This is a genomic window from Oharaeibacter diazotrophicus (genome assembly GCF_004362745.1).
Taxonomy (GTDB): domain Bacteria; phylum Pseudomonadota; class Alphaproteobacteria; order Rhizobiales; family Pleomorphomonadaceae; genus Oharaeibacter; species Oharaeibacter diazotrophicus.
This window is the reverse complement of record NZ_SNXY01000012.1, coordinates 26,261-47,863: the sequence shown is the minus strand read 5'-3', so window position 1 is coordinate 47,863 and position 21,603 is coordinate 26,261. Positions and strand designations below refer to the sequence as shown.

Below are 21,603 nucleotides of genomic sequence, written 5' to 3'. Positions count from 1 at the left end.
CACGACAATCACCGGGTCATTCGAGTACGCGGAGTGCGTTTCCGGACAGAGCCATGTCCGGGCGGGGCCGACGGGATTCTGCCGCGGCGGCGGCGATGAGAAGGAAAGACGACATGTCCTGGACCGATGAACGCGTCGAACGGCTGAAGACGTTGTGGGCCGAGGGCCTCAGCGCGAGCCAGATCGCCGCCGAGCTCGGCAGCGTCACCCGCAACGCCGTGATCGGCAAGGTCCACCGTCTCGGCCTGTCCGGCCGCGCCAAGCCGCAGGTCCAGGCCGCCCGTCCGGCGGCGGCCGCCGCGGCCGCGCCGCGCGTCAAGTCGCCCGCGCCGCCCCGGCCGGTCGCTCCGGTGGCGCCCGTCGCGGCCCGCCCGGCGCCGCGCACGATCAGCATCGGCAACGTCGCGGTGAAGGCCGAAGAGATGCCGGAGACCCGCCTCGTGCCGGCCGCCCCGCGCGTCCTCGAGGCCGAGGCGATCGTCTTCGAGAAGATGACGATCCTCAATCTCACCGAGCAGACCTGCAAGTGGCCGATCGGCGACCCGGGCCGGCCCGACTTCTTCTTCTGCGGCCGCAAGTCCGACAGCGGCATCCCCTACTGCGCCTACCATGCCCGCATCGCCTACCAGCCCTCCGCCGACCGCAAGGCCCGCGACAAGCGTCAGGCGGGCTGAGGCAGAAAGTGGGTCCCGGGGCGGGCGATGTCTTTGCCCGCCCCGAGTTCTAGTGTCCTTCGTCAGGCGTACTGGATCAGCACCCAGACCACGGCCTTCTGATCGTAGGGAGGCATCACGTTGCCCTCAGCGATCGGTGCGGTGGCAGTGCGATGTTCGACCTGCCAGACCCCGCTTTCGGGGCACCGGCTACCGGTCGAGGCCTTCGTTCCAAGCGGCTTCCTGGCCATGCTGCACTCCTTCGATTGCTCGTCCGAGGAGTTGACATGCCGAATCGCGGGATTCATGATCCCGATGTCTGCACGACAGAGTTCGCCCTCGGACACAATTCGATGCGAACTTCGGTTCGCCCGACGCGCCAACGTCGGGCGAACCTTATCAACTTGCACGAGTCTTCACGCGATTCCCGCAAGCCGTCAAGAGCAGCCCGTTTTCTGCACAGCAATTGGCACCGGGATACTCACACGCGCGCGCCGTGTACCAAGTTGTGCAGCCCTCAGAGCTTCCTGAGCATCACCGTCTCGATGGCGTGGCGGCCGCTCTTCTTCAGCACGAGGTCGGCGCGGTAGCGCGTCGGCAGCACGTTCTCGCGCAGGTTCGGCAGGTTGATGCGGTCCCACAGGCCGTTGGCGATGCCGATCGCCTCGTCCTCGCCGACCTCGGCGTAGCGCGTGAAATAGGAGCGCGGGTCGCGGAAGGCGGTGTCGCGCAGCCGCATGAAACGCTCGACGTACCAGCGGCGGAGGTCGAGGTCGTCGGCGTCGATGAAGATCGAGAAGTCGAAGAAGTCCGAGACGAACGGGATCGCCTTGCCGTCCTTCGGGCCGCGGCCCGCCTGGAGCACGTTGAGGCCCTCCAGGATCAGGATGTCCGGCCGGTCGATCGTCACGGTCTCGCCGGGCACCACGTCGTAGACGAGGTGGCTGTAGACCGGCGCCGTCACGTTCGGCGTGCCGGCCTTGATGTCGGAGAGGAAGCCGAGCAGGGCGCGCTGGTCGTAGCTCTCGGGGAAGCCCTTGCGCTCCATCAGTCCCTCGGCCTTCAGCACGGCGTTGGGATAGAGGAAGCCGTCGGTGGTGATCAGGTCGACCTTCGGGCTCGACGCCCAGCGCGCCAGCATCGTCTTCAGGATGCGCGCGGTGGTCGACTTGCCGACCGCCACCGAACCGGCGATGCCGATGATGAACGGCATCTTGGCGCCGGAATGGCCGAGGAAGCGGCTGGTCGCCCGGTGCAGGCCCTGCGTCGCCTCGACGTAGAAGGACAGGAGCCGCGACAGCGGCAGGTAGATGTCCTCGACCTCGGCCAGCGACACCGGGTCGTTGAGCGAGCGCAGGCGGATGACGTCCTCGATGGTGAGGGTCATCGGCGTGCCGCGCCGGAGCTCGGCCCACTCCGCCCGCGAGAACGTCTGGTAGGGCGAGAGGTTGGCCCGAACGCTCTGATCCATGACCCGAACCCCGGCCGCGCGGCCCCGCGCGGCGATGCGCCGAGCGCCGCCGCCCCGGGTCGCCCCAGGGCGCGACGGCGCCGTCATGGCCGCGTCATACCACGAATGGAATGGACGGACCGTTATTCTTTCGGCCGTGCGGCCTTCTCCTCGAGACCGGACCGTCCGGTACGCGCGGCGAGTTCCGCCATCACGTCCGACAGCGGCACGCCGGCGAGTCTGAGCACCACGATCAGGTGGTAGAGGAGGTCGGCGGTTTCCGAGGCGAGGCCCTTGCGGTCGCCCGAGACGGCGGCGATCACCGCCTCGACCGCCTCCTCGCCCACCTTCTGCGCCGCCTTGGGCATGCCCTTGGCGGCGAGCTTGCGGGTGTAGGACGTGGCGTCGCCGTTGGCGAGGCGGTCGTCGACGATGTCCTCGAGGTCGAACAGGGTGAAGCCGGTCATGCCGCCGCTCCCGGGCCGTCGAGGCGCATCGGCAGGCCGGCGGCGGCCATGTGGCGCTTGGCCTCGCCGATGCCGAAGGTGCCGAAGTGGAAGATCGAGGCCGCGAGCACCGCGGTGGCGTGGCCGTCGCGCACGCCCGCGACCAGGTGGTCGAGCGTGCCGACGCCGCCGGAGGCGATCACCGGCACGTGCACCGCGTCGGCGACGGCGCGCGTCAGCGGGATGTCGAAACCGGCCTTGGTGCCGTCGCGATCCATCGAGGTCAGGAGGATCTCGCCGGCGCCGAGCGAGACGACCTCGCGCGCGAAGGCGACCGCGTCGATCCCGGTCGGCTTGCGGCCGCCGTGGGTGAAGATCTCCCAGCGCGGCGCCTCGCCCTCGGCCGAGACCCGCTTGGCGTCGATCGCCACCACGATGCACTGGTCGCCGAACTTGTCGGCGGCGCGGCCGACGAAGGCGCGGTCGGTGACCGCGGCGGTGTTGATCGAGACCTTGTCGGCACCGGCGAGCAGCAGCGCGCGGATGTCGTCGGTGGTCCGCACCCCGCCTCCGACCGTCACCGGCATGAAGCAGCGCTCGGCGGTGCGCCGAACGACGTCGAGCAGGGTGCCGCGGTTCTCGTGGCTCGCCGTGATGTCGAGGAAGCACAGCTCGTCCGCCCCGGCCGCGTCGTAGGCCGCCGCGGCCTCGACCGGATCGCCGGCGTCGACGAGGTCGACGAAGTTGACGCCCTTGACGACACGGCCGTCCTTGACGTCGAGGCAGGGGATCACGCGGGCTTTGAGCATGACGGCGGATGTCCTCGGATTCGATCGGAGCTATAGCCGGCGGCGCGTTACGGCGCCACCGCGAACCCCTTCGCCGTCAACCGGCGGCGGCGATGGCGGCCAGCGCCGCCTTCGGGTCGAGGCGGCCGTCGTAGAGGGCGCGGCCGGAGATGGCGCCGTCGAGGATGAGGGCGTCGGGCTCGAGCATGCGCTCGACGTCGGCGATCGAGGCAAGGCCGCCGGAGGCGATCACCGGGATCGAGACGGCGCGGGCGAGTTCGAGGGTCGCCTCCATGTTGAGGCCCTTCAGCACGCCGTCGCGGTCGATGTCGGTGTAGACGATCGCGGCGACGCCGGCGTCCTCGAACTTGCGCGCGAGGTCGACGGCGGTCAGCTCCGAGGTCTCGGCCCAGCCCTCGACGGCGACGCGGCCGCCCTTGGCGTCGATGCCGACCACGATCCGGCCGGGATGGCGCGCCGCCGCGGCGCGCACCAGCGCGGGGTCGCGCAGCGCCACGGTGCCGAGGATGACGCGGGAGACGCCGCGTTCGAGCCAGCCGTCGATCGCCGCCATGTCGCGGATGCCGCCGCCGAGCTGCACCTTCATGCCCGGCGCGACCGCGGCGAGGATCGCCTCGACCGCGGCGCCGTTGACGCTCGCGCCGGCGAAGGCGCCGTTGAGGTCGACCACGTGCAGCCAGGGAAAGCCGATGTCGCGGAAGGCGCGGGCCTGGGCGGCCGGATCGGCGTTGTAGACCGTCGCCCGGTCCATGTCGCCGAGCACCAGCCTGACGCAGGCGCCGTCCTTGAGGTCGATGGCGGGATAGAGGATCACGGCGTCCACTTCAGGAAGTTGGCGATCAGCCCGAGGCCGAGGCCCTGGCTCTTCTCGGGATGGAACTGGGTGCCGACCATGGTGTCGCGCGCGACCACGGCCGTGACCGGCCCGGCGTAGTCTGTGACGGCGACGACGTCGGCCGGATCGGCGGGGACGAAGTGGTAGGAGTGCACGAAATAGGCGTGCAGGCCCTTGTCGCCCGTCGGCAGGCCGGCGAGCACCGGGTGCGCGCGCAGCACCGTCAGCGTGTTCCAGCCCATGTGCGGGATCTTCAGCGCCGGATCGGCCGGTTCGATCAGCCGGACCTCGCCCGGGATCCAGCCGAGCCCCGCGGTCACGGTCTTCTCGAGCCCGCGGCTCGCCATCAGCTGCATGCCGACGCAGATGCCGAGGAAGGGCGTGCCGCGGCCGCGCACGGCCTCGGTCAGCGCCTCGACCATGCCCGGCACTGCGTCGAGCCCGGCGCGGCAGTCGGCGTAGGCGCCAACGCCCGGCAGCAGGATGCGGTCGGCGGCGCGCACCACCTCGGGGTCGGCGGTGACGTGGACGGCGCCGACGTAGCCGCTCTCGCGGGCGGCGCGCTCGAAGGCCTTGGCGGCCGAGCGCAGGTTGCCGGAACCGTAGTCGACGATCGCGACGCTCATCGCTCGCGTCCTCCGCTGGAGGGGAACAGGCCGATCACCCCGCTCGGCATCGGCCGCGGCGCCCGCGAGGGGACCGGCACCTTGGGCGCCGGCGCGTCGGGCGCGGCGTAAGGCAGGTCGGTGCCGTCCCACGAGGGCGCGACGGCCGGGTCGGCGGACGCCGGCGCGGCGGCGGGGTCGACGAGCAGGGCGTCGAAGAAGCGCCGTTCGGCGACGTCGCGATCGCCGCCCTCGACGACGCCGACGAGGCGCCAGCCGCGGCGCTCCAGCGTCCAGCGCAGAAGGTCGCGGGCCTCGAGGGCGAGGAACAGGCCGAACAGCGCCGCCGCCAGCGGCACGTAGGGCCCGGGCAGCGCCCGGCCGGCGAACTCGAAGGCGACCATGGCGGCGAGCCAGCCGAGGAAGACCAGCCACATCCGGTTCCACAGGAACCAGACCCCGGGCAGCACCAGCGCCCAGATGGAGAAGCCCTCGCGCACAAAGCGGACCTCTTCGGCACGGCTCGCCGGCGGATCCTCCCCGGGCGGGGCGTGGACGGTGTAGATCGCCATCTCAGCCCTCGAGCACGCCCTTGGTGGACGGGACGCGGTCGGCCTGGGCCGGGTCGATCGCCACCGCGACCCGGAGCGCCCGGGCGAGCGCCTTGAAGCAGCTCTCGGCGATGTGGTGGTCGTTGGCGCCGTAGAGCGTCTCGACGTGCAGCGTGATGCCCGACTGCATCGCGAAGGCGCGGAACCACTCCTCGACCAGCTGGGTGTCGAAGCTGCCGATCTTCGGGGTGTGGAAAATGGTGCGGAACACCAGGAACGGCCGGCCGGAGATGTCGAGCGCACAGCGCGTCAGCGCCTCGTCCATCGGCAGGTAGGCCGAGGCGTAGCGGGTGATGCCGCGCTTGTCGCCGAGCGCCTGTCGCACGCACTGGCCGATCGCGATGCCGACGTCCTCGACGGTATGGTGGTCGTCGATGTGCAGGTCGCCCTCGGCGTGCACCGTGAGGTCGATCAGGCCGTGGCGCGCCACCTGGGTCAGCATGTGGTCGAAGAAGCCGACGCCGGTCGAAATGTCGGCGACGCCGGTACCGTCGAGGTCGACGGCGACGGAGATCGCGGTCTCGTTGGTCTTGCGCGTCAGGGCGGCCTTGCGCATCGCGCGGGATCCGGGCTCGAGGGGCGGGCGGGGTCGCCGCCGTTCTAGCACCTGCGACCGGCGATGCAAGGCGAACCGGATCCGCCTCGCGGACGACCTCCCGGCCGGCTTCGCGCCCCGCCGCCCTTGCGGGGGGATGCCGCGGCCGCTACATCGGGAACCGACCGGTAGCCGGAGCAGAACCGCCCCATGCGCGCGATCCTCGACGTCGTCCTCATCGCCCTCGACCTCTACACCTACGTCATCATCGCGGCGGCGATCTTCTCGTGGCTCTACGCCTTCAACGTGGTGAACCCCCGCAACCAGGTGGTCTCCATGATCGGCAACGCGCTCTACCAGATGACCGAGCCGGTGCTGCGCCCGATCCGCAACGTGATGCCGAACCTCGGCGGCCTCGATCTCTCGCCGATCGTGCTGCTGCTGCTGATCATGCTGATCCAGCGCCTGATCATCTACTATGTCTACCCCCTCGCGTTCTGACGCGGGCGGTCCGTTCCGCCTCGACGGCGCCGACCTGCTGGTAGACCTGCGCCTGACCCCGCGGGCCGGCCGCGACGGCTTCGACGGCGTCAAGCGGCTCGCCGACGGCCGGGCCGTCGTCGCGGCCCGGGTGCGCGCGGTGCCGGAGGACGGCAAGGCCAACGCGGCGGTGGAACTGCTGGTCGCCGGCGCCGCCGGCCTGCCGAAGTCCGCGGCGTCGGTCGTCGCCGGCGCGACGGCACGGGTGAAGACGGTGCGGCTCACCGGCGGCGCATCGGCCGCCGCGACGCTGAAGGCCGCCGTCGGCGTCGGCGCCTGATCGCCCCGCCTCCGCCGCCTATTCGCCGTCCTCGAGCGGACGGGCCTCGTCGGGCAGCATGATCGGCACGCCGTCGCGCACCGGGAAGGCGAGCCGCGCCGAGCGCGACACCAGCTCCTGGGTCGCCGGCCGCCATTCCAGCGTCGTCTTGGTCAGCGGACAGACCAGGATCTCGAGCAGCTTGGGGTCGACCGACCCGGCCCGCCGCGCCTCCACCTCGCCCATGGCCCCCTCCCCTATTGCAGCGGTCGCTCGTCGCGGCGGGCACGGGCGAGCGCGACCTCGGTGATCGCCACCAGCGTGTCGGCGCGGGTCCTGAGGTCGCGCGCCTCGAGCAGCGCCTGCTTCTCGCCGGGTCCGAACGGCGCCATCATCGCCAGCGCGTTGACCAGCGTCTCGGTCGGCGTCTTCTCGACGCCGTCCCAGTCGGCCTCGAGGTCGTTGGCCGCGAGATAGTCGCGGAAGGTGCGCAGCAGGCCGGCGCGGTCGACCTCGCCCTCGCCGCCGCGCACGACGAAGTCGGCGGCGAAGTCGCGGGCATCGACGCGCGCGACCCGGTAGAGCCGCCCGGACGGCGGCTCCTCGACGATGCGGAAACGCGCGACGCCCACCAGCGTGATCAGGTAGCGCCCGTCGCCGGTCTCGCTGAAGGCGGTGACGCGGCCGACGCAGCCGACCTCGCACAGCGGCGGCGCGCCGCCGGGCGGCACGACCGCGCCGTCGAAGCGCGGCTGCACCATGCCGACCAGGCGCGGGCCGGCGAGCGCGGCGTCGAGCATCGCGACGTAGCGCGGCTCGAAGATGTTGAGCGGCAGCTGCCCGCGCGGCAGCAGCAGCGCGCCGGACAGCGGGAAGACCGGGATCTCCAGCGGGAGATCGTCCGGTCCGGCGTAGACGGCGTTGCCGACCTGCATGGCGGTCTGGCTCTCCTGGATCCTGGCGTGCGGCGTCCGCCCCGGACGCCGTTCCAAGGGAACATAGGCCGGATCGCCCGGCCGGGAAGCCGCCGGACGTCGGCGGCTTCCGAGGTCCCGCTCAGGCGAACAGCACCGACGACAGCCGGCGGCGGCCGTAGAGCGTCATCGGGTCGGTCGGGCCCCAGGCCTCGAAGAACTGCACCAGTTGCTTGCGGGCGGCCTCCTCGCGCCAGGCGCGCTCGCGCCGGACGATCTCGACGAGGTGGTCGACCGCCTTCTGCTTCTCGCCGCGGGTGGCGAGCGCCACCGCCAGCTCGAAGCGGGCGTCGTTGTCGGCCGGGTGGCCCTCGACGCGGCGGACGAGGTCGGCGACGTCGCCGAGGCTGGCGGCCTGCTCGGCGAGCTCGAGCTCGGCGCGGGCGCCGGCGACGGCGGCGTCGCCCTCCTTGCCGGCGGGCACGCGGCCGAGCACGGCGCGGGCGTCCTCGAGCTGGCCCACGCCGACCAGCGCGCGGGCGATGCCGGCGAGGGCGGCGAGATTCTCCGGCTCGACTTCGAGCACGGCGCCGAAAGCGTCGGCGGCGCCCTCGAAGTCCATCTCGGCGAGGGCGGCGTTGCCGGCCTCGACCGCCTGCTCGACCGGGCTCGGGCCGACCGGACCGGCGACGCGCTCGATGAACTGCTTGATCTGGCCCTCGGGCAGCGCGCCCATGAAGCCGTCGAGCGGCCGGCCGCCGACGAAGGCGATCACCGCCGGGATCGACTGGATGCCGAGCTGGCCGGCGACCTGCGGGTGGTCGTCGATGTTCATCTTGACCAGCCGCACCTTGCCGCCGGCGGCGCGCACCACCTTCTCGAGCACCGGGGTGAGCTGCTTGCACGGCCCGCACCACGGCGCCCAGAAGTCGACCAGCACCGGCACGACCTTGGAGGCCTCGAGCACGTCGCGGGCGAAGTCGCGCGTGGTGGTGTCGCGGACGAGGTCGTCCGCCGCGGCGGGCGCCGCGCCGAAGCCGTTGCCGAAGGTGAAGGTCGGATTGCTCATGGCTCGCTTCTCGGGTTCGGTCGGGACCGGCGGCCGGAGCCGCGAGGGGTCCCCTCGGTCGGTGCCTATTTGGCGTCAATCGCCCCGGAACACAAACCCCGATTCACCCCGAGGCGCGGCGTCATTCCGTGACGGGCAGGTCGAGGATCATCGGCTCGTGGCCGGTCGAGCGCAGGAAGACGAGGAGATCGGCCGCCGAGATCGCGGTCGTCGCGGTGTTGACCAGCGGATGGAAGTTGAGCGGATCCATCGCCATCATCGTCTTCTCGAGCACCACGGTGACGAGGCCATCGGTGTCGTTGATCGCGCCGAACGGCGTCACCGACCCGGGCTTGACGCCCCACATCGCCTCGAGCTGCTCGCCCGAGCAGAACGACACCCGCCCCGACGCGCCGATCACCTCGTGCAGGCGCTTCAGGTCGATCTTGGCCTCCTCGCGCAGGGTGACGCAGAACACCCGGCTCTTCTTGTCCTTGACGAAGAGGTTCTTGACATGGGCGCCCGGAATGGTGCCGCGCAGCCGCTTGCTCTCCTCGACGGTGAACAACGGTTCGTGCTCGATGGTCGCGTGGGCGATGCCGAGGCGGTCGAGGTGGGCGAAGAGGTCGTCGCGGGACAAGGGCATCCGCAGGGGCTCCGCAAGGCGGTGGGACGGGACGAAAGCCCGCCTTTTACCCGCTCGCGGCGGAAATGCCAGCACCGGCGCGACGATGCCGCGGCCCGTTGTCGACACCGGACGTCTGCCCCCAACGCAGAACCCATGGGGGCCACCGACGATCGTGCGGTGAAACCGGCGACGCAGAACCCTCGGACCGGCGAGAGACACTTTCGCGGATCAAGGTTGCGATTCGGTTTCGAGATGCGGAAATCGCGATATCAATGGATGGTGCGCCGGCCGGCGCATAACCACCATTCCTGGTGACGACGGCTCGACGGCACCGGGGCGGCGTTGCAAATTGCGACGGCGGGACCGCTCAGGCGGCCGCGCCGCCGATCCAGACGTCGAGAAATCCGTCGAGCCAGCGCCGCGTCATCGCGTCGAACTGGCCGCGGCCCTGGAAATGCGCGTGGCGCGGCTGCGCTCCGGGCAGCGACAGCCGGGCGGCGCCGCGGGTGGTCCAGCGGTTCAGCATGGCGTAGGTCAGTTCGGTGTGGAACTGGATGCCGTAGGCGTTGCGGCCGACCCGGATCGCCTGGTTGCGGAAGGTCTCACCGGCGGCGAGCAGTTCCGCGCCGGCCGGGATGTCGAAGCCCTCGCGGTGCCACTGGTAGACCATGGTCGGCCAGTCCGGGACGACGCTCAGCCCGGCCTCGGTCGGCTCCAGCGGATAGTAGCCGATCTCGGCCATGCCGCCGCCGTGCGGCTCCACCGTGCCGCCGAGCTGCTTCACCAGCATCTGCGCGCCGAGGCAGATGCCGAGGAAGGGCTTCTCCTCGGCGAGCGGCACCGCGATCCAGTCGATCTCGGTGCGCACGAAGGCGTCGGGGTCGTTGGCCGACATCGGCCCGCCGAACACGATCGCGCCGGCGTGCTCGGAGAGGCTCGCCGGCAGCGGGTCGCCGAGCACCGGGCGGCGGATGTCGAGCGCGAAGCCGCGGCGCACCAGCATGTCGCCGAGCCGGCCGGGGCTGGAGCCCTCCTGGTGCAGCACCACCAGGATCTTCGGCCGGAGCGCCATCGGCACCGACGACGGCGTCACCACGTGGCGCGCCGGCACGGCGTGGCCGGCGGTTGTGCGGACGTCCGGAGGGGCGCCGTCCGCCGTCACGGCCGGTCTCCCGCTTCGACGCGCTTGCGCAGGCGGATGCGGTCGCGCGCGGAGACGCCGAGCAGTTCGGCGACGCGCCAGACCACGTTGTCCTCGAACTCGTGGACCTCGCCGTCGGCGAACACGATCTCCCACATCATCGCGATCACCCGCTCGCGGCCGGACTGGTCGAGCTGGCGCTTCAGCACGCTGGTGAAGCCGTAGAGGTCGACCGCCTCGCGGTCGCGCACCCTGGCGCGCTCGATCAGGTCGTCGGCCTCGCCGGGCGAGAGGTCGAAGGCCCGCGTCAGCGCCTCGCGCAGCGCCGCCTGCTCCTTGTCGGAGACGTCGCCGTCGACGGCGATGGCGTGCACGAGCAGCGCCGCCGTCGCGACCCGCTCGTCGAGCGCGGCCGCCGCCGGCCGATCGCGGCCGGCGAGGTCGGAGAGCAGGGAACGGATCGCGTCGAACATGGCTCGCTGCCGGAAACTGCGTATGTACGAGAAAGATCGGACGACCGCCGCCGCCCGGCAACCGTCCGCGGCGCTGCATCACGGCAAATTTCCCGCGGTGCGACAGAGATGTCACAAGCCCGCGACCGGGGCGCGGACGAACGGCGGCGGTGGCGCGGCGTGGCGGAGGGCGGCTGGCGTCCCGGAAGGGATTCGAACCCCTGACCTACGGTTTAGGAAACCGTTGCTCTATCCTGCTGAGCTACCGGGACGCGGGCCGGCGGGCGCGAAGAAGGCCCGTTCCCTGCGTGTAACGCGGCGGCGGCGGTGGCGCAAGACGGTCCGCCGCGGCCCGTCAAGCCGTCGCGTCGGAGAGCCGGGCGAGCGCCCAGCGGGCGGCGTCCGCGATCACCGGATCCGGGTCGTCACGGTGGGGCGCCGCGGCGGCGGCGAGCGCGGGATCGCCGCTGTTGCCGATCGCCACCAGCACGTTGCGCAGGAAGCGAGCGCGGCCGATCCGCTTCACCGGCGAGGCCGAGAACAGCGCGCGGAAACCGGCGTCGTCGAGGCCGGCGAGGTCGGCGAGCCGCGGCGCCACCAGCTCCGGCCGGGCCGCGAGCTTGATCTCGGCCGCCGCCGCCGCGAACTTGTTCCACGGACAGACCGCGAGGCAGTCGTCGCAGCCGTAGACGCGGTTGCCGATCGCCGCGCGGAATTCCTCGGGGATCGGCCCGTCGTGTTCGATGGTGAGGTAGGAGATGCAGCGCCGGGCGTCGAGCTGGTAGGGCGCCGGGAAGGCGTCGGTCGGACAGGCGTCGAGGCAGGCCCGGCACGAGCCGCAGCGGTCCTCGGCGGGGGCGTCGACCGGCAGGACGGCGGTGGTGAAGATCGCGCCGAGGAACAGCCAGGAGCCGAAGTCGCGCGAGACGAGATTGGTGTGGCGGCCCTGCCAGCCGATCCCGGCGGCGGCGGCGAGCGGCTTCTCCATCACCGGCGCGGTGTCGACGAACACCTTGACGCGCGCGCCGCTGCGCGCCTCGAGGAGTTGCGCCACCTCCTTCAGCCGGCCCTTGAGGACGTCGTGGTAGTCGCGGCCGCGGGCGTAGACCGAGACGTTGCCGACGGCGCGGTCGGCGAGCCCGGCGAGCGGATCGCCCTCGGGGCCGTAGTTGGCGGCGAGCATCACGACGCTGCGGACCTCCGGCCACAGGACGCCGGGGTCGGCGCGCTCGTCGGTGCGCTCGGCGAGCCAGGACATGGTGCCGTGACGGCCGGCGGCGACGAAGGCGGCGAGCCGCGGCCCGGCCGCGGCGATCGCGTCCGGCGTCGTCACGCCGACGGCGGCGAAGCCGAGCGCGGCGGCGCGCGCCCGCACGATGCTCAGAAGTCGAGGTCCGCGTAGATCCGGTTCGCCGGCAGGCCCGGCATCTTGTCCTGCAGCAGGCCGCGGAACGACGGCCGCGACTTCACCCGCGCGTACCAGGCCTTGGCGTGGGCGTCCTCGTCCCATGGCACCTCGCCGAGATAGTCGATGACGGAGAGCTCGGCCGCGGCCGCGAGATCGGCGAAGGTCAACCGGTCGCCGGCGAGCCAGTTCCGCGTTCCCGCCAGCCAGCCGATGTAGCGCAGATGGTGCTTGACGTTGAGGCGCGCCACCCGGAGCACCTGGTTGTCCGGGGCGCCGCCGCCGAGCGAGGCCGGGATCTCCAGCTTCAGCAGCTTCTCCATCGCGAAATACTGGGTGACCTCGTCCTGCATCTTGTGGCCGAACCAGTCGACCAGCCGGCGCATCTCGGCGCGCGCCTCCGGGTGGTTCGGCATCAGCCGGCGGTCGGAGAGGGCGTAGCCGCGGGTCTCGTCGACATATTCCATGATGGTGGCCGGGCCGACGATCGGCGGGCCGTCGTTCTCCACCATCACCGGCACGGTGGCGGCCGGGTTGAGCGCCAGGAAGTCCGGCCGACGCTCCCAGGGCCGCTCGACCACCATCTCCACCTTGGCCTCGTGTTCGGCGAGCATCAGCCGGACGAAGCGGGACGCGGACGAGAACGGGTGGTGGAAGAGCTTCAGCATGTCGTTCCTACGCGAGGCGTCGCCGCGGGGGCGCCGACCGGGGATGGCGTCGACGGCGGCGCTTCCCCGGGGAGGACGGGGCTGCACCCGCGGACGCGGGGTATCGTCGGCCGGACGGCGGATCGGCCGCGGATCGCCCTGGCCGCGGCGGCGCCGTTTTCCGCGCGCGCCACGATTGCGGCTCGGATATAGAGCCGGCCGGAGTAATGAACAATCGGTTTAAGATTCGCGTGCTACGCCGGGTCTTCCACGGCGTTCACCGAGCGAGGTCGCGATGGATTGGTTGCTGCTGCTGAAGGCCCTGGTGCTCGGCTTCGTCGAGGGGCTGACCGAGTTCATCCCGGTGTCCTCCACCGGCCACCTGCTGCTGCTCGGCCATTTCCTCGGCTTCAAGTCGACCGGCCGCACCTTCGAGGTGCTGATCCAGCTCGGCGCCATCCTCGCCATCCTCGCCGTCTACGCCGACCGGCTCTGGCAGATCGCCATGGCGCTGCCATCCGAGCCGCTCGCCCGCCGCTTCGTGCTCGGCGTGCTGGTCGCCTTCTTCCCGGCGGTGATCGTCGGCGTGATCGCCCACGACTTCATCAAGACCGTGCTGTTCGAGACCCCGGCGCTGGTCTGCACCACGCTGATCCTCGGCGGTATCGTGCTGCTGGTGATCGACCGCCGGCCGCCGGCCGTCCGCTTCAAGGACCCGACGCGCTATCCCTGGACGACCTATCTCGCCATCGGCCTGTTCCAGTGCCTCGCCATGGTGCCGGGCGTGTCGCGCTCGGGCTCGACCATCGTCGGCGCCATGCTGCTCGGCGTCTCCAAGCGCTCGGCCGCCGAGTTCTCGTTCTACCTCGCCATGCCCACCATGGCCGGCGCCTTCGCCTACGACCTCTACAAGAACCGCGACGCGCTCTCGATGGACGACGCCGCCACCATCGGCGTCGGCTTCCTCGCCGCCTTCGTCGCTGCGCTCCTGGTGGTGCGCGCCCTGCTCGACTTCGTCGGCCGCCACGGCTACGCCCCGTTCGGCTGGTGGCGCATCGCCGTCGGCACCGCCGGCCTCGCCGGGCTCTGGCTGGTCGGCTGATCCCCCAAGAGGCGGCCCCGAACGGAAAGAGGCGCCCTGCGGCGCCTCTTTCGCATCGTCGGAACGGGAGTAACGGCCTCCTCAGACCGCCTTGTGGCGGTCGTACTGGCCGTGGACGGTGTAGCGGTAGAGATAGGTCGGCAGGATCGCCGCCATCGTGTGCGGCACGATGCCGAGGCCGGCGAGCGTGCGGCCCTCGGCGGTGGCGGCGTCGGACACCACGTTGTCGGTCTTCAGCAGCTCGACCTGGTCGGCCGTGATCGGCGCGCCGGGCAGCCAGCCCGTGAGCTTGGCGGCGAGTTCGGCGATCCCGAACGGCACCGACACGATCGCGCGCTTGCGGCCGGTCTCGCGGCAGACCCGCTCCATCACCTCGCGGAAGGTCACGACCTCGGGGCCGCCGAGTTCGACGACGCCGGCCGGCACCGCACCGTCGACCGCGCGCGCGACCGCCTCGGCGACGTCGCCGACGAACACCGGCTGGAACCGGGTCTCGCCGCCGCCGATCGCCGGCAGCACGGGCGAGAACCGCGCCATGTCGGCGAAGCGGTTGAAGAAGTCGTCCTCGGGACCGAACACGATCGAGGGCCGGAGAATCACCGCGCCCGGCACGGTCTCGCGCACCGCGGCCTCGCCGGCGGCCTTCGAGCGGGCGTAGCCGGACGCCGAGGCGGCGTCGGCGCCGATCGCCGAGACGTGGACGAGGCGGCCGATGCCGGCCGCCCGCGCCGCCTCGGCGACGGCGCGCGCGCCGAAGGCGTGGACGGCGTCGAAGGTCTGCGCGCCCGAGCCGGCGAGGATGCCGACGAGGTTGACGACCGCGTCGGCGCCCTGCACCGCCCGGTCGACCGAGGCGCGGAAGCGCAGGTTGGCCTGGACGGCGTGGATCTGGCCGACGGTGCCGAGCGGCTGCAGGTGGCCGGCGAGGTCGGGCCGGCGCACCGCGACGCGGACCCGATAGCCGCGGCGGGCGAGCGCGCGCACCACGTGGCGGCCGAGGAAACCCGATCCGCCGAACACCGTGACGAGGCGGGGCTTGTCGCTGATCTCTGCCATGGCTGCCGAATCCGAGAAGGGTCTGAGAAGCTGTCGGAGCGCGCCCCGCGCACCCGCCCGCGAGGGTGGGGCGCCGGACCGCTCCGCTCTTATGCCAGGAGCGGGCGGCCTGTACAGCCCGTGTTTTCGCGGTGCGGCGCGGACCGCGGCGACGATGTCGACGAAGCGTCACGAACGCCGTTGACAAGCCATCCGCGCTCCCCTACACACCGCGGCACCGACGCACCTGCCCAGGTGGCGGAATTGGTAGACGCGCAGGTTTCAGGTACCTGTGCCGCGAGGCGTGAAGGTTCGAGTCCTTTCCTGGGCACCATGCGGCGGTCGATTTTTCGAAGCCGGTCACCGGATCCAAGTGGTCCGCTGGCCGGCTTCTTCACGTCGGGCACCCGCGACGCGCGCCCGGCGCACGGAGCGCCCCGATGACCATCCGCACCCATGTCGGCGACCTCCCCGATCTCGACCGCTACGGCGCGGTCGTCGCGGTGGACACCGAGACCCTCGGCCTGCAGCCCCACCGCGACCGCCTCTGCGTCGTCCAGCTCTCGCCCGGCGACGGCTCGGCCGACGTGGTGCAGATCCGCAAGGGCCAGCGCGAGGCGCCGAACCTCGTCCGCCTGCTGTCGGACCCGGACCGGGTCAAGATCTTCCACTACGCCCGCTTCGACCTCGCGGTGCTGTTCCAGACCTTCGGCGTCACGGTCGCCCCGGTGTTCTGCACCAAGATCGCCTCGAAGCTGACGCGGACCTACACCGACCGCCACGGCCTCAAGGACGTCACCCGCGAGCTGCTCGGCATCGAGATCTCCAAGCAGCAGCAGTCGTCCGACTGGGGCGCCGCCGAGCTGACCCAGGCCCAGCTCGACTACGCCGCCTCGGACGTGCTCAACCTCCACGCCCTGCGCGAGCGGCTGACGGTGCTGCTCGAGCGCGAGGACCGCGCCGGCTTCGCCGACGCCTGCTTCCGCTTCCTGCCGACCCGCGCCCGTCTCGACCTGCTCGGCTGGGGCGAGGAGGACATCTTCGCGCACACCTGACCGGGGGGCGGCGACCGCTCACTTTCCGGCGAGCGCGCGCCGCGACCCGCGTCCGCGGCTAGGAATCCGAAACGGTCTTTGCCATATCTTTGTCCTGCACCCGGGCGGGCCGGGCGCGGAGCGGTCGCGCGTTCCCCGAGGGGGAACGCGGCGGCCGACGGCAAGGGCGAGACTTGAGCTCCACGGTTCCGTACGGCTACGGCGGCGACGTCCGCCAGGATCCGGCCCATGCGCCGGAGCGGGTGCGCGCGTTCGATCGCGCCGCCCGCCACAGCCGTCGCGTGCGCCGGCTCCGGATCGCGCTACCCGCCCTCAGCATCCTGCTCGTGGCGCTGGTCGCCGGCTACGGCGTCGCGACGCGGATCGGCCTGTCGCTGGCGATCGGCAAGCTCGCCATCACCGCCGAGGGCCTGTCGATGGACGCGCCGCGGCTGTCGGGCAGCGACGGCAAGGGCCGCACCTACGAGGTCACCGCCGACAAGGCGGTTCAGGACCTCTCCGATCCCCAGGTGATCCGCCTCGGCGGCATCCGCGCCCACGTCCGCCAGGCCGACGGCAGTTCGGCCGACTTCTCCGCCGCCAGCGGCGTCTACGACGCCCGCGCCCAGACCCTCGTGCTCGACCGCGACATCGCCATCCGCGCCAGCGACGGCACCGCCGCGGACCTCGAGCGCGCCGAGATCGACCTCGCCACCGGCGAGGTCTCGTCCGATGCGCCCGTCGCCTTCTCCTCCTCCCTCGGCGCCATCAAGGCCCGCGGCATGGAAGTCGGCGAGAAGGCCAATTCCGTAACCTTCGGCGGGGGCGTCAAGATGACGGTCGATCCCGCCGCCGTCCGGCGCTCGGGGGGCAACCCGCTCGCACCCGTGACGGGCGACAACGACGGGAACGCCCCAAGATGACCCTGAGATCACGCCTCGCGCGCCACGGCCTCGCCGCCGCCCTCGCCGCGACGATGGCCCTTTGCGGCGCCGCGTCGGCCGAGGAGCGCAAGAGCGGCGCGGCGACGCTGCCGAACGGCTACCAGGGCCTCGGCGTCTCCTCCACCGACCCGATCCAGTTCGAGGCCGAATCGCTCGAGGTCCGCGAGCAGGAGAGCCTCGCGATCTTCTCCGGCAACGTCGTGGTGCGGCAGAAGCAGACCGTGCTGAAGACCGAGAAGCTCACGGTCTTCTACGAAAAGGACCCCGGCGCGGCCGGCGGCGCCGGCGGCGACCCGACCCAGGGCGGCCAGCAGGTCCGCCGTCTCGAGGCCAGCGGCAAGGTGCTGGTCACCTCCGGCCCGCAGACGGCCAGCGGCGACAACGCGGTGTTCGACACCAAGGAGAACACCATCGTCGTCACCGGCAACGTCGTGCTGACCCAGGGCGACAACGTCATCCGCGGCCCGAAGCTGATCATCGACATCGACAGCGGGCAGGCCAAGATGGCCGGCGGGCGCGTCCAGATGCTGATCGAGCCGAACAGCCTGAAGCAGCAGCCGACGTCGAACTGACCCTCGCCATGCCAACCCGGACCCGCACGGCCGCCCTCGGCCTCGCCGACGGCGCCGCGACCGACCTCGTCGCCTCCGGCCTCGCCAAGAGCTACCGCGACCGCCGCGTCGTCCACGACGTCGGGCTGGTGGTGCGCCGGGGCGAGGCGGTCGGCCTGCTCGGCCCCAACGGCGCCGGCAAGACCACGGTGTTCTACATGATCACCGGGCTGGTGCCGCCGGACGGCGGCCGGATCCTGCTCGACGGCCACGACATCACGCCCTACCCGATGTACCGCCGCGCCCGGCTCGGCATCGGCTACCTGCCGCAGGAGGCCTCGATCTTCCGCGGCCTCACGGTCGCCGGCAACATCCGCGCCGTGCTCGAGGTGGTCGAGCCCGACCGCACCGCCCGCGAGCGCGACCTTGCCGAACTGCTCGAGGAATTCGGCCTGACCCGGCTCGCCGACCAGCCGGCGATCGCACTGTCCGGCGGCGAGCGCCGCCGCGTCGAGATCGCCCGCGCGCTCGCCACCCGGCCGTCCTTCATGCTGCTCGACGAGCCCTTCGCCGGCGTCGACCCGATCGCGGTCGGCGACATCCGCCGCCTCGTCCGCCACCTCACCGCCCGCGGCATCGGCGTGCTGATCACCGACCACAACGTCCGCGAGACGCTCGGCCTGATCGACCGCGCCTACATCCTGCATTCCGGTTCGGTGCTGGTCGAGGGCCGGCCCGACGACATCATCGCCGACCCGGACGCGCGCCGCGTTTACCTTGGAGAGGAATTTACCCTTTGATCCCGACTCCCCGGCTAAGGTAGAAAGCAAGAACCGGACCACGCCGTTGGTGGTTCGGCTGGCCGGGGGGGCCGGATCGGCGGCAGGGGGTGCGGACGGGCGATGGCGTTATCGGCACGACTCGAGCTGAAGCAGAGCCAGTCGCTGGTGATGACCCCGCAGCTGATGCAGGCCATCAAGCTGCTGCAGCTCTCCAACCTCGACCTCGTCGCCTATGTCGACGCCGAACTCGAGCGCAATCCGCTGCTCGAGCGCGAGGCCGGCGACGACGCCCCCGAACCGGAGGCCCGCGCCTCCGACGGCGCCGACGGCGAGCGCGCCGACTGGTTCGAGGACGACGGCGCCCCCTCGCCCGAACGCGTCGCGGGCGTGCTCGACACCGACCTCGGCAATGTCTACCCCGACGACGCCCCGGCTCCTGCCGCCGAACAGCGCGGCCTCGACGCCGGCGCCCTCGTCGGCAGCGAATGGGCCGGCGTCGGTTCCGGCGGTGGCGGCGGCGAGGACTTCGACTTCGAGAACGTCCTCACCGGCGAAATCGGTCTGCACGACCATCTCGCGGAGCAGATCGCCCTCGCCATCGCCGACCCCGCCCTGCGCCTCGTCGCCCGCGACCTCGTCGACCAGGTCGACGAGGCCGGCTACCTGCGCGCCGACCTCGACGCCGTCGCCGAGCGCCTCGGCATCGCCCGCGCCACCGTGGACGAGGTGGTGGCCGTGCTCCAGACCTTCGAGCCCACCGGCGTCTGCGCCCGCGACCTCTCCGAGTGCCTCGCCCTGCAGCTCGCCGAGCGCGACCGCCTCGACCCGGCGATGCGCGCGCTGATCGACAACCTCGACCTGCTCGCCCGCCGCGACCTCGCCCAGTTGCGCCGGCTCTGCGGCGTCGACGACGAGGACCTCGCCGACATGATCCGCGAGGTCGTCGCCCTCGACCCCAAGCCGGGCGCGTCGTTCGGATCGACCGTGGTCCAGCCGGTGGTGCCGGACGTGGTGGTCCGCCCCGGCCCGGACGGCGGCTGGCTGGTCGAGCTCAACGCCGAGACCCTGCCGCGCGTGCTGGTCAACCAGGCCTACTACACCGAGGTCTCGCGCACCGCGCGCGGCGACGCCGACAAGGCCTATCTCGGCGACTGCCTGCAGACCGCCAACTGGCTGGTCAAGAGCCTCGACCAGCGCGCCAAGACCATCCTCAAGGTGTCGAGCGAGATCGTCCGCCAGCAGGACGCCTTCCTCGCCCGCGGCGTCGCGCACCTGCGTCCGCTCAACCTGCGCATGATCGCCGACGTCATCGGCATGCACGAATCCACGGTGTCGCGCGTCACCTCCAACAAGTACATGGCGACGCCGCGCGGCATCTTCGAACTGAAGTACTTCTTCACCTCCTCGATCGCCTCGGCCGAGGGCGGCGACGCCCATTCCGCCGAGGCGGTCCGCCACCGCATCCGCCAGCTCGTCGACGCCGAGGACCCCGCCGACGTCCTGTCCGACGACACCCTCGTCAAGCTCCTGCGCGACGCCGGTATCGACATCGCCCGCCGGACGGTCGCAAAGTACCGCGAGGCGATGCGGATCCCCTCGTCGGTGCAGCGCCGGCGCCTGAAGCAGAGCCTCACCGCCTGACGGCAACGGGAGGAACCCCGGGATGGCAGACCTCGCGCCGTTGACTTCGGGTCCCCATCTACTAAAAGACACGCCGCATCGGCGGAGCCGGTCCCTCGCCGGGACCGGACCCACCGGCGGCGCAGCCGGAAACGGCGGGCCGTGCGCTAGGGACGACGCGCGGGACGCGGCCCGACCAGGGGTCCGAAGGACCCGTTCCGAACATCCCGAGCGTCGTCTTGAGGGAGGTCAGACATGCCGCTTCGCGTCTCCGGGAAGAACGTCGACATCGGTCAGGCGCTCCGTGAGCACCTGGGCAACCGGATCGCCGAAGCCCTCGGCAAGTTCTTCGACGGCGGCTACACCGGCACGATCGTGGTGGCCCGCGAGGGCTCGTCCTACACGGTCGACGGCAACATCCACCTGACCTCGGGCACGGTGCTCCAGGCCCACGGCAAGGCCCACGAGGTCTACGCCGCCGCCGACCAGGCCGTCGACAAGATCGCGCGGCGCCTGCGCCGCTACAAGCACAAGCTCAAGGACCACCACGGCCCCGAGGGCCGCGACGACGGCTTCGAGCCGGTCGAGGCCCAGGCCTACGTCCTCGCCGCCCCCGACGAGGACGACGAGGTGCCGGCCGACTTCGCGCCGGTGGTGGTGGCCGAGACCACGCAGACCATCCGCACCGCCACCGTCGGCGGCGCGGTGATGGACCTCGACCTCTCCGGCGCGCCGGTGGTCGTGTTCCGCAACGCCGGCAGCGGGGCGATCAACATCGTCTACCGCCGTGCCGACGGCAACATCGGCTGGATCGATCCGGCCATCGTCGAGATGGCGCGCTGACGCCGCGCGCGCCGCGGGACACCGGGCCGACGCCGATCGCGCCCGGCCGGGATCCCGCGGCGCCCGGTCGCCGTTCCCGTCGGTGCACAGCGCCGGCGAGACGGGGCCGCACACGGGTAGAGAGCCACGCGGCGCCGGTCCGACCGGCCGCCCCATCCGAGGCCGAGACATGGATCTGATCGACCTACTGCCGACCGAGGCGGTGCTGGCGAGCCTGAAGGTCAACTCCAAGAAGCAGGCGCTCCAGGAGATGGCGGCCAAGGCGGCCGAAGTCACCGGGCGGTCCGACCGCGAGATCTTCGACACGCTGCTCCAGCGCGAGAAGCTCGGGTCCACCGGCGTCGGCCACGGCGTGGCGATCCCCCACGGCAAGCTGCCCGGACTGGCGCGGCTGGTCGGCGTGTTCGCCCGGCTCGACAAGCCGGTCGACTTCGACGCCCTCGACGACCGCCCGGTCGACCTGATGTTCCTGCTGCTCGCCCCCGAGAACGCCGGTGCCGACCATCTGAAGGCGCTGGCGCGGATCGCGCGCGTCCTGCGCGAGCAGGCGATCGCCGGCAAGCTGCGCGCCGCCGACGACGCCGCCGCGATCTACGCGCTGCTGACCCAGCCGCCGGCCTCCAACGCGGCCTGAGCCGCGGCGTCGCCGCGATTGACGGGGCGGCCGGGATCGCTAGGCTTGCGGCCGTGTGGAGCCGGGCCCGCCCCGGATTC

General features: G+C 71.9%; 28 protein-coding genes and 2 tRNA genes. 12 read left to right on the top strand and 18 right to left on the bottom strand.

The window, feature by feature from the left end; translation table 11 throughout:
• The first annotated feature begins 113 nt into the window (after window positions 1–113).
• A complete protein-coding gene (locus tag EDD54_RS21625; protein WP_126540658.1) occupies window positions 114–674 on the top strand; it encodes a GcrA family cell cycle regulator in 561 nt (186 codons plus the stop codon).
• Between the two features lie 62 nt (window positions 675–736).
• Here the strand turns inward: EDD54_RS21625 and EDD54_RS23130 are convergent, their stop codons facing one another.
• The 8 genes from EDD54_RS23130 to hisB all read right to left on the bottom strand — a co-directional run bounded on the left by EDD54_RS23130 (window position 737) and on the right by hisB (window position 5,965).
• Entirely contained in the window at window positions 737–904 is a 168-nt protein-coding gene (locus EDD54_RS23130; protein WP_165644850.1) for a hypothetical protein, read from the bottom strand.
• A gap of 266 nt (window positions 905–1,170) precedes the next feature.
• Window positions 1,171–2,124 (bottom strand): type I pantothenate kinase, encoded by a 954-nt coding sequence (coaA, locus tag EDD54_RS21620; protein WP_126540657.1) that lies wholly within the window; start codon window positions 2,122–2,124, stop codon window positions 1,171–1,173.
• A gap of 122 nt (window positions 2,125–2,246) precedes the next feature.
• A complete protein-coding gene (locus EDD54_RS21615) occupies window positions 2,247–2,570 on the bottom strand; it encodes a phosphoribosyl-ATP diphosphatase (RefSeq protein WP_126540656.1) in 324 nt (107 codons plus the stop codon).
• Complete coding sequence (gene hisF, locus EDD54_RS21610) at window positions 2,567–3,358, bottom strand: imidazole glycerol phosphate synthase subunit HisF (RefSeq protein ID WP_126540655.1); 792 nt, start codon at window positions 3,356–3,358, stop codon at window positions 2,567–2,569. The genes EDD54_RS21615 and hisF overlap by 4 nt, the downstream gene beginning before the upstream one ends.
• A gap of 76 nt (window positions 3,359–3,434) precedes the next feature.
• Window positions 3,435–4,172, bottom strand: coding sequence for a 1-(5-phosphoribosyl)-5-[(5-phosphoribosylamino)methylideneamino]imidazole-4-carboxamide isomerase (gene hisA, locus EDD54_RS21605; protein WP_126540654.1), 738 nt, complete (start codon window positions 4,170–4,172; stop codon window positions 3,435–3,437).
• Complete coding sequence (gene hisH / locus EDD54_RS21600) at window positions 4,169–4,819, bottom strand: imidazole glycerol phosphate synthase subunit HisH (protein ID WP_126540653.1); 651 nt, start codon at window positions 4,817–4,819, stop codon at window positions 4,169–4,171. Before hisH ends, hisA begins: the two co-directional genes overlap by 4 nt.
• Entirely contained in the window at window positions 4,816–5,370 is a 555-nt protein-coding gene (locus tag EDD54_RS21595) for a DUF2628 domain-containing protein (RefSeq protein ID WP_126540652.1), read from the bottom strand. Before EDD54_RS21595 ends, hisH begins: the two co-directional genes overlap by 4 nt.
• 1 nt (window position 5,371) lies before the next feature.
• Complete coding sequence (gene hisB, locus EDD54_RS21590; protein WP_126540651.1) at window positions 5,372–5,965, bottom strand: imidazoleglycerol-phosphate dehydratase HisB; 594 nt, start codon at window positions 5,963–5,965, stop codon at window positions 5,372–5,374.
• A gap of 189 nt (window positions 5,966–6,154) precedes the next feature.
• Between hisB and EDD54_RS21585 the strand changes: the two genes are divergently transcribed.
• Window positions 6,155–6,445, top strand: coding sequence for a YggT family protein (locus tag EDD54_RS21585; protein WP_126540650.1), 291 nt, complete (start codon window positions 6,155–6,157; stop codon window positions 6,443–6,445).
• Window positions 6,423–6,764 carry a DUF167 family protein gene (locus tag EDD54_RS21580; protein WP_126540649.1) on the top strand — a complete coding sequence of 114 codons (342 nt, stop codon included), beginning with the start codon at window positions 6,423–6,425 and terminating at the stop codon, window positions 6,762–6,764. The genes EDD54_RS21585 and EDD54_RS21580 overlap by 23 nt, the downstream gene beginning before the upstream one ends.
• A gap of 18 nt (window positions 6,765–6,782) precedes the next feature.
• Here the strand turns inward: EDD54_RS21580 and EDD54_RS21575 are convergent, their stop codons facing one another.
• The 9 genes from EDD54_RS21575 to EDD54_RS21535 form a co-directional block, all read right to left on the bottom strand.
• Window positions 6,783–6,989: a Trm112 family protein gene (locus tag EDD54_RS21575; RefSeq protein ID WP_126540648.1), complete on the bottom strand. Its 207-nt coding sequence runs from the start codon at window positions 6,987–6,989 to the stop codon at window positions 6,783–6,785.
• Window positions 6,990–7,000: 11 nt separating this feature from the next.
• A complete protein-coding gene (locus tag EDD54_RS21570) occupies window positions 7,001–7,678 on the bottom strand; it encodes an LON peptidase substrate-binding domain-containing protein (RefSeq protein ID WP_126541899.1) in 678 nt (225 codons plus the stop codon).
• Between the two features lie 121 nt (window positions 7,679–7,799).
• A complete protein-coding gene (trxA, locus tag EDD54_RS21565; protein WP_126540647.1) occupies window positions 7,800–8,726 on the bottom strand; it encodes a thioredoxin in 927 nt (308 codons plus the stop codon).
• A 121-nt stretch (window positions 8,727–8,847) separates the two neighbouring features.
• Window positions 8,848–9,351: a prolyl-tRNA synthetase associated domain-containing protein gene (locus tag EDD54_RS21560; RefSeq protein WP_126540646.1), complete on the bottom strand. Its 504-nt coding sequence runs from the start codon at window positions 9,349–9,351 to the stop codon at window positions 8,848–8,850.
• A 349-nt stretch (window positions 9,352–9,700) separates the two neighbouring features.
• Window positions 9,701–10,405 (bottom strand): glutamine amidotransferase, encoded by a 705-nt coding sequence (locus tag EDD54_RS21555; RefSeq protein WP_126541898.1) that lies wholly within the window; start codon window positions 10,403–10,405, stop codon window positions 9,701–9,703.
• Between the two features lie 86 nt (window positions 10,406–10,491).
• A complete protein-coding gene (locus tag EDD54_RS21550; RefSeq protein ID WP_126540645.1) occupies window positions 10,492–10,947 on the bottom strand; it encodes a tellurite resistance TerB family protein in 456 nt (151 codons plus the stop codon).
• Between the two features lie 174 nt (window positions 10,948–11,121).
• Window positions 11,122–11,198, bottom strand: a tRNA-Arg gene (locus tag EDD54_RS21545).
• Window positions 11,199–11,281: 83 nt separating this feature from the next.
• Window positions 11,282–12,301, bottom strand: a complete 1,020-nt coding sequence (gene queG / locus EDD54_RS21540) for a tRNA epoxyqueuosine(34) reductase QueG (RefSeq protein WP_245515853.1) — start codon at window positions 12,299–12,301, stop codon at window positions 11,282–11,284.
• 5 nt (window positions 12,302–12,306) lie between these two features.
• Complete coding sequence (locus EDD54_RS21535; protein ID WP_126540644.1) at window positions 12,307–12,999, bottom strand: glutathione S-transferase family protein; 693 nt, start codon at window positions 12,997–12,999, stop codon at window positions 12,307–12,309.
• A 274-nt stretch (window positions 13,000–13,273) separates the two neighbouring features.
• Here EDD54_RS21535 and EDD54_RS21530 point away from each other — a divergent pair, with 274 nt between their 5' ends.
• Complete coding sequence (locus EDD54_RS21530) at window positions 13,274–14,080, top strand: undecaprenyl-diphosphate phosphatase (protein WP_126540643.1); 807 nt, start codon at window positions 13,274–13,276, stop codon at window positions 14,078–14,080.
• Window positions 14,081–14,161: 81 nt separating this feature from the next.
• Here EDD54_RS21530 and EDD54_RS21525 read toward each other — a convergent pair whose 3' ends face one another.
• Window positions 14,162–15,136 (bottom strand): complex I NDUFA9 subunit family protein, encoded by a 975-nt coding sequence (locus EDD54_RS21525; protein WP_126540642.1) that lies wholly within the window; start codon window positions 15,134–15,136, stop codon window positions 14,162–14,164.
• Between the two features lie 228 nt (window positions 15,137–15,364).
• On the opposite strand from EDD54_RS21525, the gene EDD54_RS21520 reads away from it, so the two are divergent.
• From EDD54_RS21520 to ptsN, 8 genes are all read left to right on the top strand, one after another.
• Window positions 15,365–15,449 (top strand) — tRNA-Leu (locus tag EDD54_RS21520).
• 106 nt (window positions 15,450–15,555) lie between these two features.
• The gene (locus EDD54_RS21515; RefSeq protein WP_126540641.1) at window positions 15,556–16,170 is read left to right on the top strand and encodes a ribonuclease D; all 615 of its coding nucleotides are present in this window, start codon (window positions 15,556–15,558) and stop codon (window positions 16,168–16,170) included.
• Between the two features lie 173 nt (window positions 16,171–16,343).
• Complete coding sequence (gene lptC, locus EDD54_RS21510) at window positions 16,344–17,072, top strand: LPS export ABC transporter periplasmic protein LptC (protein WP_126540640.1); 729 nt, start codon at window positions 16,344–16,346, stop codon at window positions 17,070–17,072.
• Window positions 17,069–17,665 (top strand): LptA/OstA family protein, encoded by a 597-nt coding sequence (locus EDD54_RS21505; RefSeq protein ID WP_207620484.1) that lies wholly within the window; start codon window positions 17,069–17,071, stop codon window positions 17,663–17,665. The genes lptC and EDD54_RS21505 overlap by 4 nt, the downstream gene beginning before the upstream one ends.
• Window positions 17,666–17,673: 8 nt before the next feature.
• Window positions 17,674–18,444, top strand: a complete 771-nt coding sequence (gene lptB, locus EDD54_RS21500; protein WP_165644673.1) for an LPS export ABC transporter ATP-binding protein — start codon at window positions 17,674–17,676, stop codon at window positions 18,442–18,444.
• Window positions 18,445–18,546: 102 nt separating this feature from the next.
• Window positions 18,547–20,067: an RNA polymerase factor sigma-54 gene (rpoN, locus tag EDD54_RS21495; RefSeq protein WP_126540639.1), complete on the top strand. Its 1,521-nt coding sequence runs from the start codon at window positions 18,547–18,549 to the stop codon at window positions 20,065–20,067.
• 234 nt (window positions 20,068–20,301) lie between these two features.
• The gene (gene hpf, locus EDD54_RS21490; RefSeq protein ID WP_126540638.1) at window positions 20,302–20,889 is read left to right on the top strand and encodes a ribosome hibernation-promoting factor, HPF/YfiA family; all 588 of its coding nucleotides are present in this window, start codon (window positions 20,302–20,304) and stop codon (window positions 20,887–20,889) included.
• A gap of 169 nt (window positions 20,890–21,058) precedes the next feature.
• Window positions 21,059–21,523 carry a PTS IIA-like nitrogen regulatory protein PtsN gene (gene ptsN, locus EDD54_RS21485; RefSeq protein WP_126540637.1) on the top strand — a complete coding sequence of 155 codons (465 nt, stop codon included), beginning with the start codon at window positions 21,059–21,061 and terminating at the stop codon, window positions 21,521–21,523.
• Window positions 21,524–21,603: the final 80 nt, after the last annotated feature.

Coding starts and splice junctions, on each gene's coding strand:
- EDD54_RS21625 (WP_126540658.1), top strand. CDS start 114: ATGTCCTGGACCGATGAACGCGTCGAACGGCTGAAGACGTTGTGGGCC.
- EDD54_RS23130 (WP_165644850.1), bottom strand. CDS start 904: ATGGCCAGGAAGCCGCTTGGAACGAAGGCCTCGACCGGTAGCCGGTGC.
- coaA (WP_126540657.1), bottom strand. CDS start 2,124: ATGGATCAGAGCGTTCGGGCCAACCTCTCGCCCTACCAGACGTTCTCG.
- EDD54_RS21615 (WP_126540656.1), bottom strand. CDS start 2,570: ATGACCGGCTTCACCCTGTTCGACCTCGAGGACATCGTCGACGACCGC.
- hisF (WP_126540655.1), bottom strand. CDS start 3,358: ATGCTCAAAGCCCGCGTGATCCCCTGCCTCGACGTCAAGGACGGCCGT.
- hisH (WP_126540653.1), bottom strand. CDS start 4,819: ATGAGCGTCGCGATCGTCGACTACGGTTCCGGCAACCTGCGCTCGGCC.
- EDD54_RS21595 (WP_126540652.1), bottom strand. CDS start 5,370: ATGGCGATCTACACCGTCCACGCCCCGCCCGGGGAGGATCCGCCGGCG.
- hisB (WP_126540651.1), bottom strand. CDS start 5,965: ATGCGCAAGGCCGCCCTGACGCGCAAGACCAACGAGACCGCGATCTCC.
- EDD54_RS21585 (WP_126540650.1), top strand. CDS start 6,155: ATGCGCGCGATCCTCGACGTCGTCCTCATCGCCCTCGACCTCTACACC.
- EDD54_RS21580 (WP_126540649.1), top strand. CDS start 6,423: ATGTCTACCCCCTCGCGTTCTGACGCGGGCGGTCCGTTCCGCCTCGAC.
- EDD54_RS21575 (WP_126540648.1), bottom strand. CDS start 6,989: ATGGGCGAGGTGGAGGCGCGGCGGGCCGGGTCGGTCGACCCCAAGCTG.
- EDD54_RS21570 (WP_126541899.1), bottom strand. CDS start 7,678: ATGCAGGTCGGCAACGCCGTCTACGCCGGACCGGACGATCTCCCGCTG.
- trxA (WP_126540647.1), bottom strand. CDS start 8,726: ATGAGCAATCCGACCTTCACCTTCGGCAACGGCTTCGGCGCGGCGCCC.
- EDD54_RS21560 (WP_126540646.1), bottom strand. CDS start 9,351: ATGCCCTTGTCCCGCGACGACCTCTTCGCCCACCTCGACCGCCTCGGC.
- EDD54_RS21555 (WP_126541898.1), bottom strand. CDS start 10,405: ATGGCGCTCCGGCCGAAGATCCTGGTGGTGCTGCACCAGGAGGGCTCC.
- EDD54_RS21550 (WP_126540645.1), bottom strand. CDS start 10,947: ATGTTCGACGCGATCCGTTCCCTGCTCTCCGACCTCGCCGGCCGCGAT.
- EDD54_RS21535 (WP_126540644.1), bottom strand. CDS start 12,999: ATGCTGAAGCTCTTCCACCACCCGTTCTCGTCCGCGTCCCGCTTCGTC.
- EDD54_RS21530 (WP_126540643.1), top strand. CDS start 13,274: ATGGATTGGTTGCTGCTGCTGAAGGCCCTGGTGCTCGGCTTCGTCGAG.
- EDD54_RS21525 (WP_126540642.1), bottom strand. CDS start 15,136: ATGGCAGAGATCAGCGACAAGCCCCGCCTCGTCACGGTGTTCGGCGGA.
- EDD54_RS21515 (WP_126540641.1), top strand. CDS start 15,556: ATGACCATCCGCACCCATGTCGGCGACCTCCCCGATCTCGACCGCTAC.
- EDD54_RS21505 (WP_207620484.1), top strand. CDS start 17,069: ATGACCCTGAGATCACGCCTCGCGCGCCACGGCCTCGCCGCCGCCCTC.
- lptB (WP_165644673.1), top strand. CDS start 17,674: ATGCCAACCCGGACCCGCACGGCCGCCCTCGGCCTCGCCGACGGCGCC.
- rpoN (WP_126540639.1), top strand. CDS start 18,547: ATGGCGTTATCGGCACGACTCGAGCTGAAGCAGAGCCAGTCGCTGGTG.
- hpf (WP_126540638.1), top strand. CDS start 20,302: ATGCCGCTTCGCGTCTCCGGGAAGAACGTCGACATCGGTCAGGCGCTC.
- ptsN (WP_126540637.1), top strand. CDS start 21,059: ATGGATCTGATCGACCTACTGCCGACCGAGGCGGTGCTGGCGAGCCTG.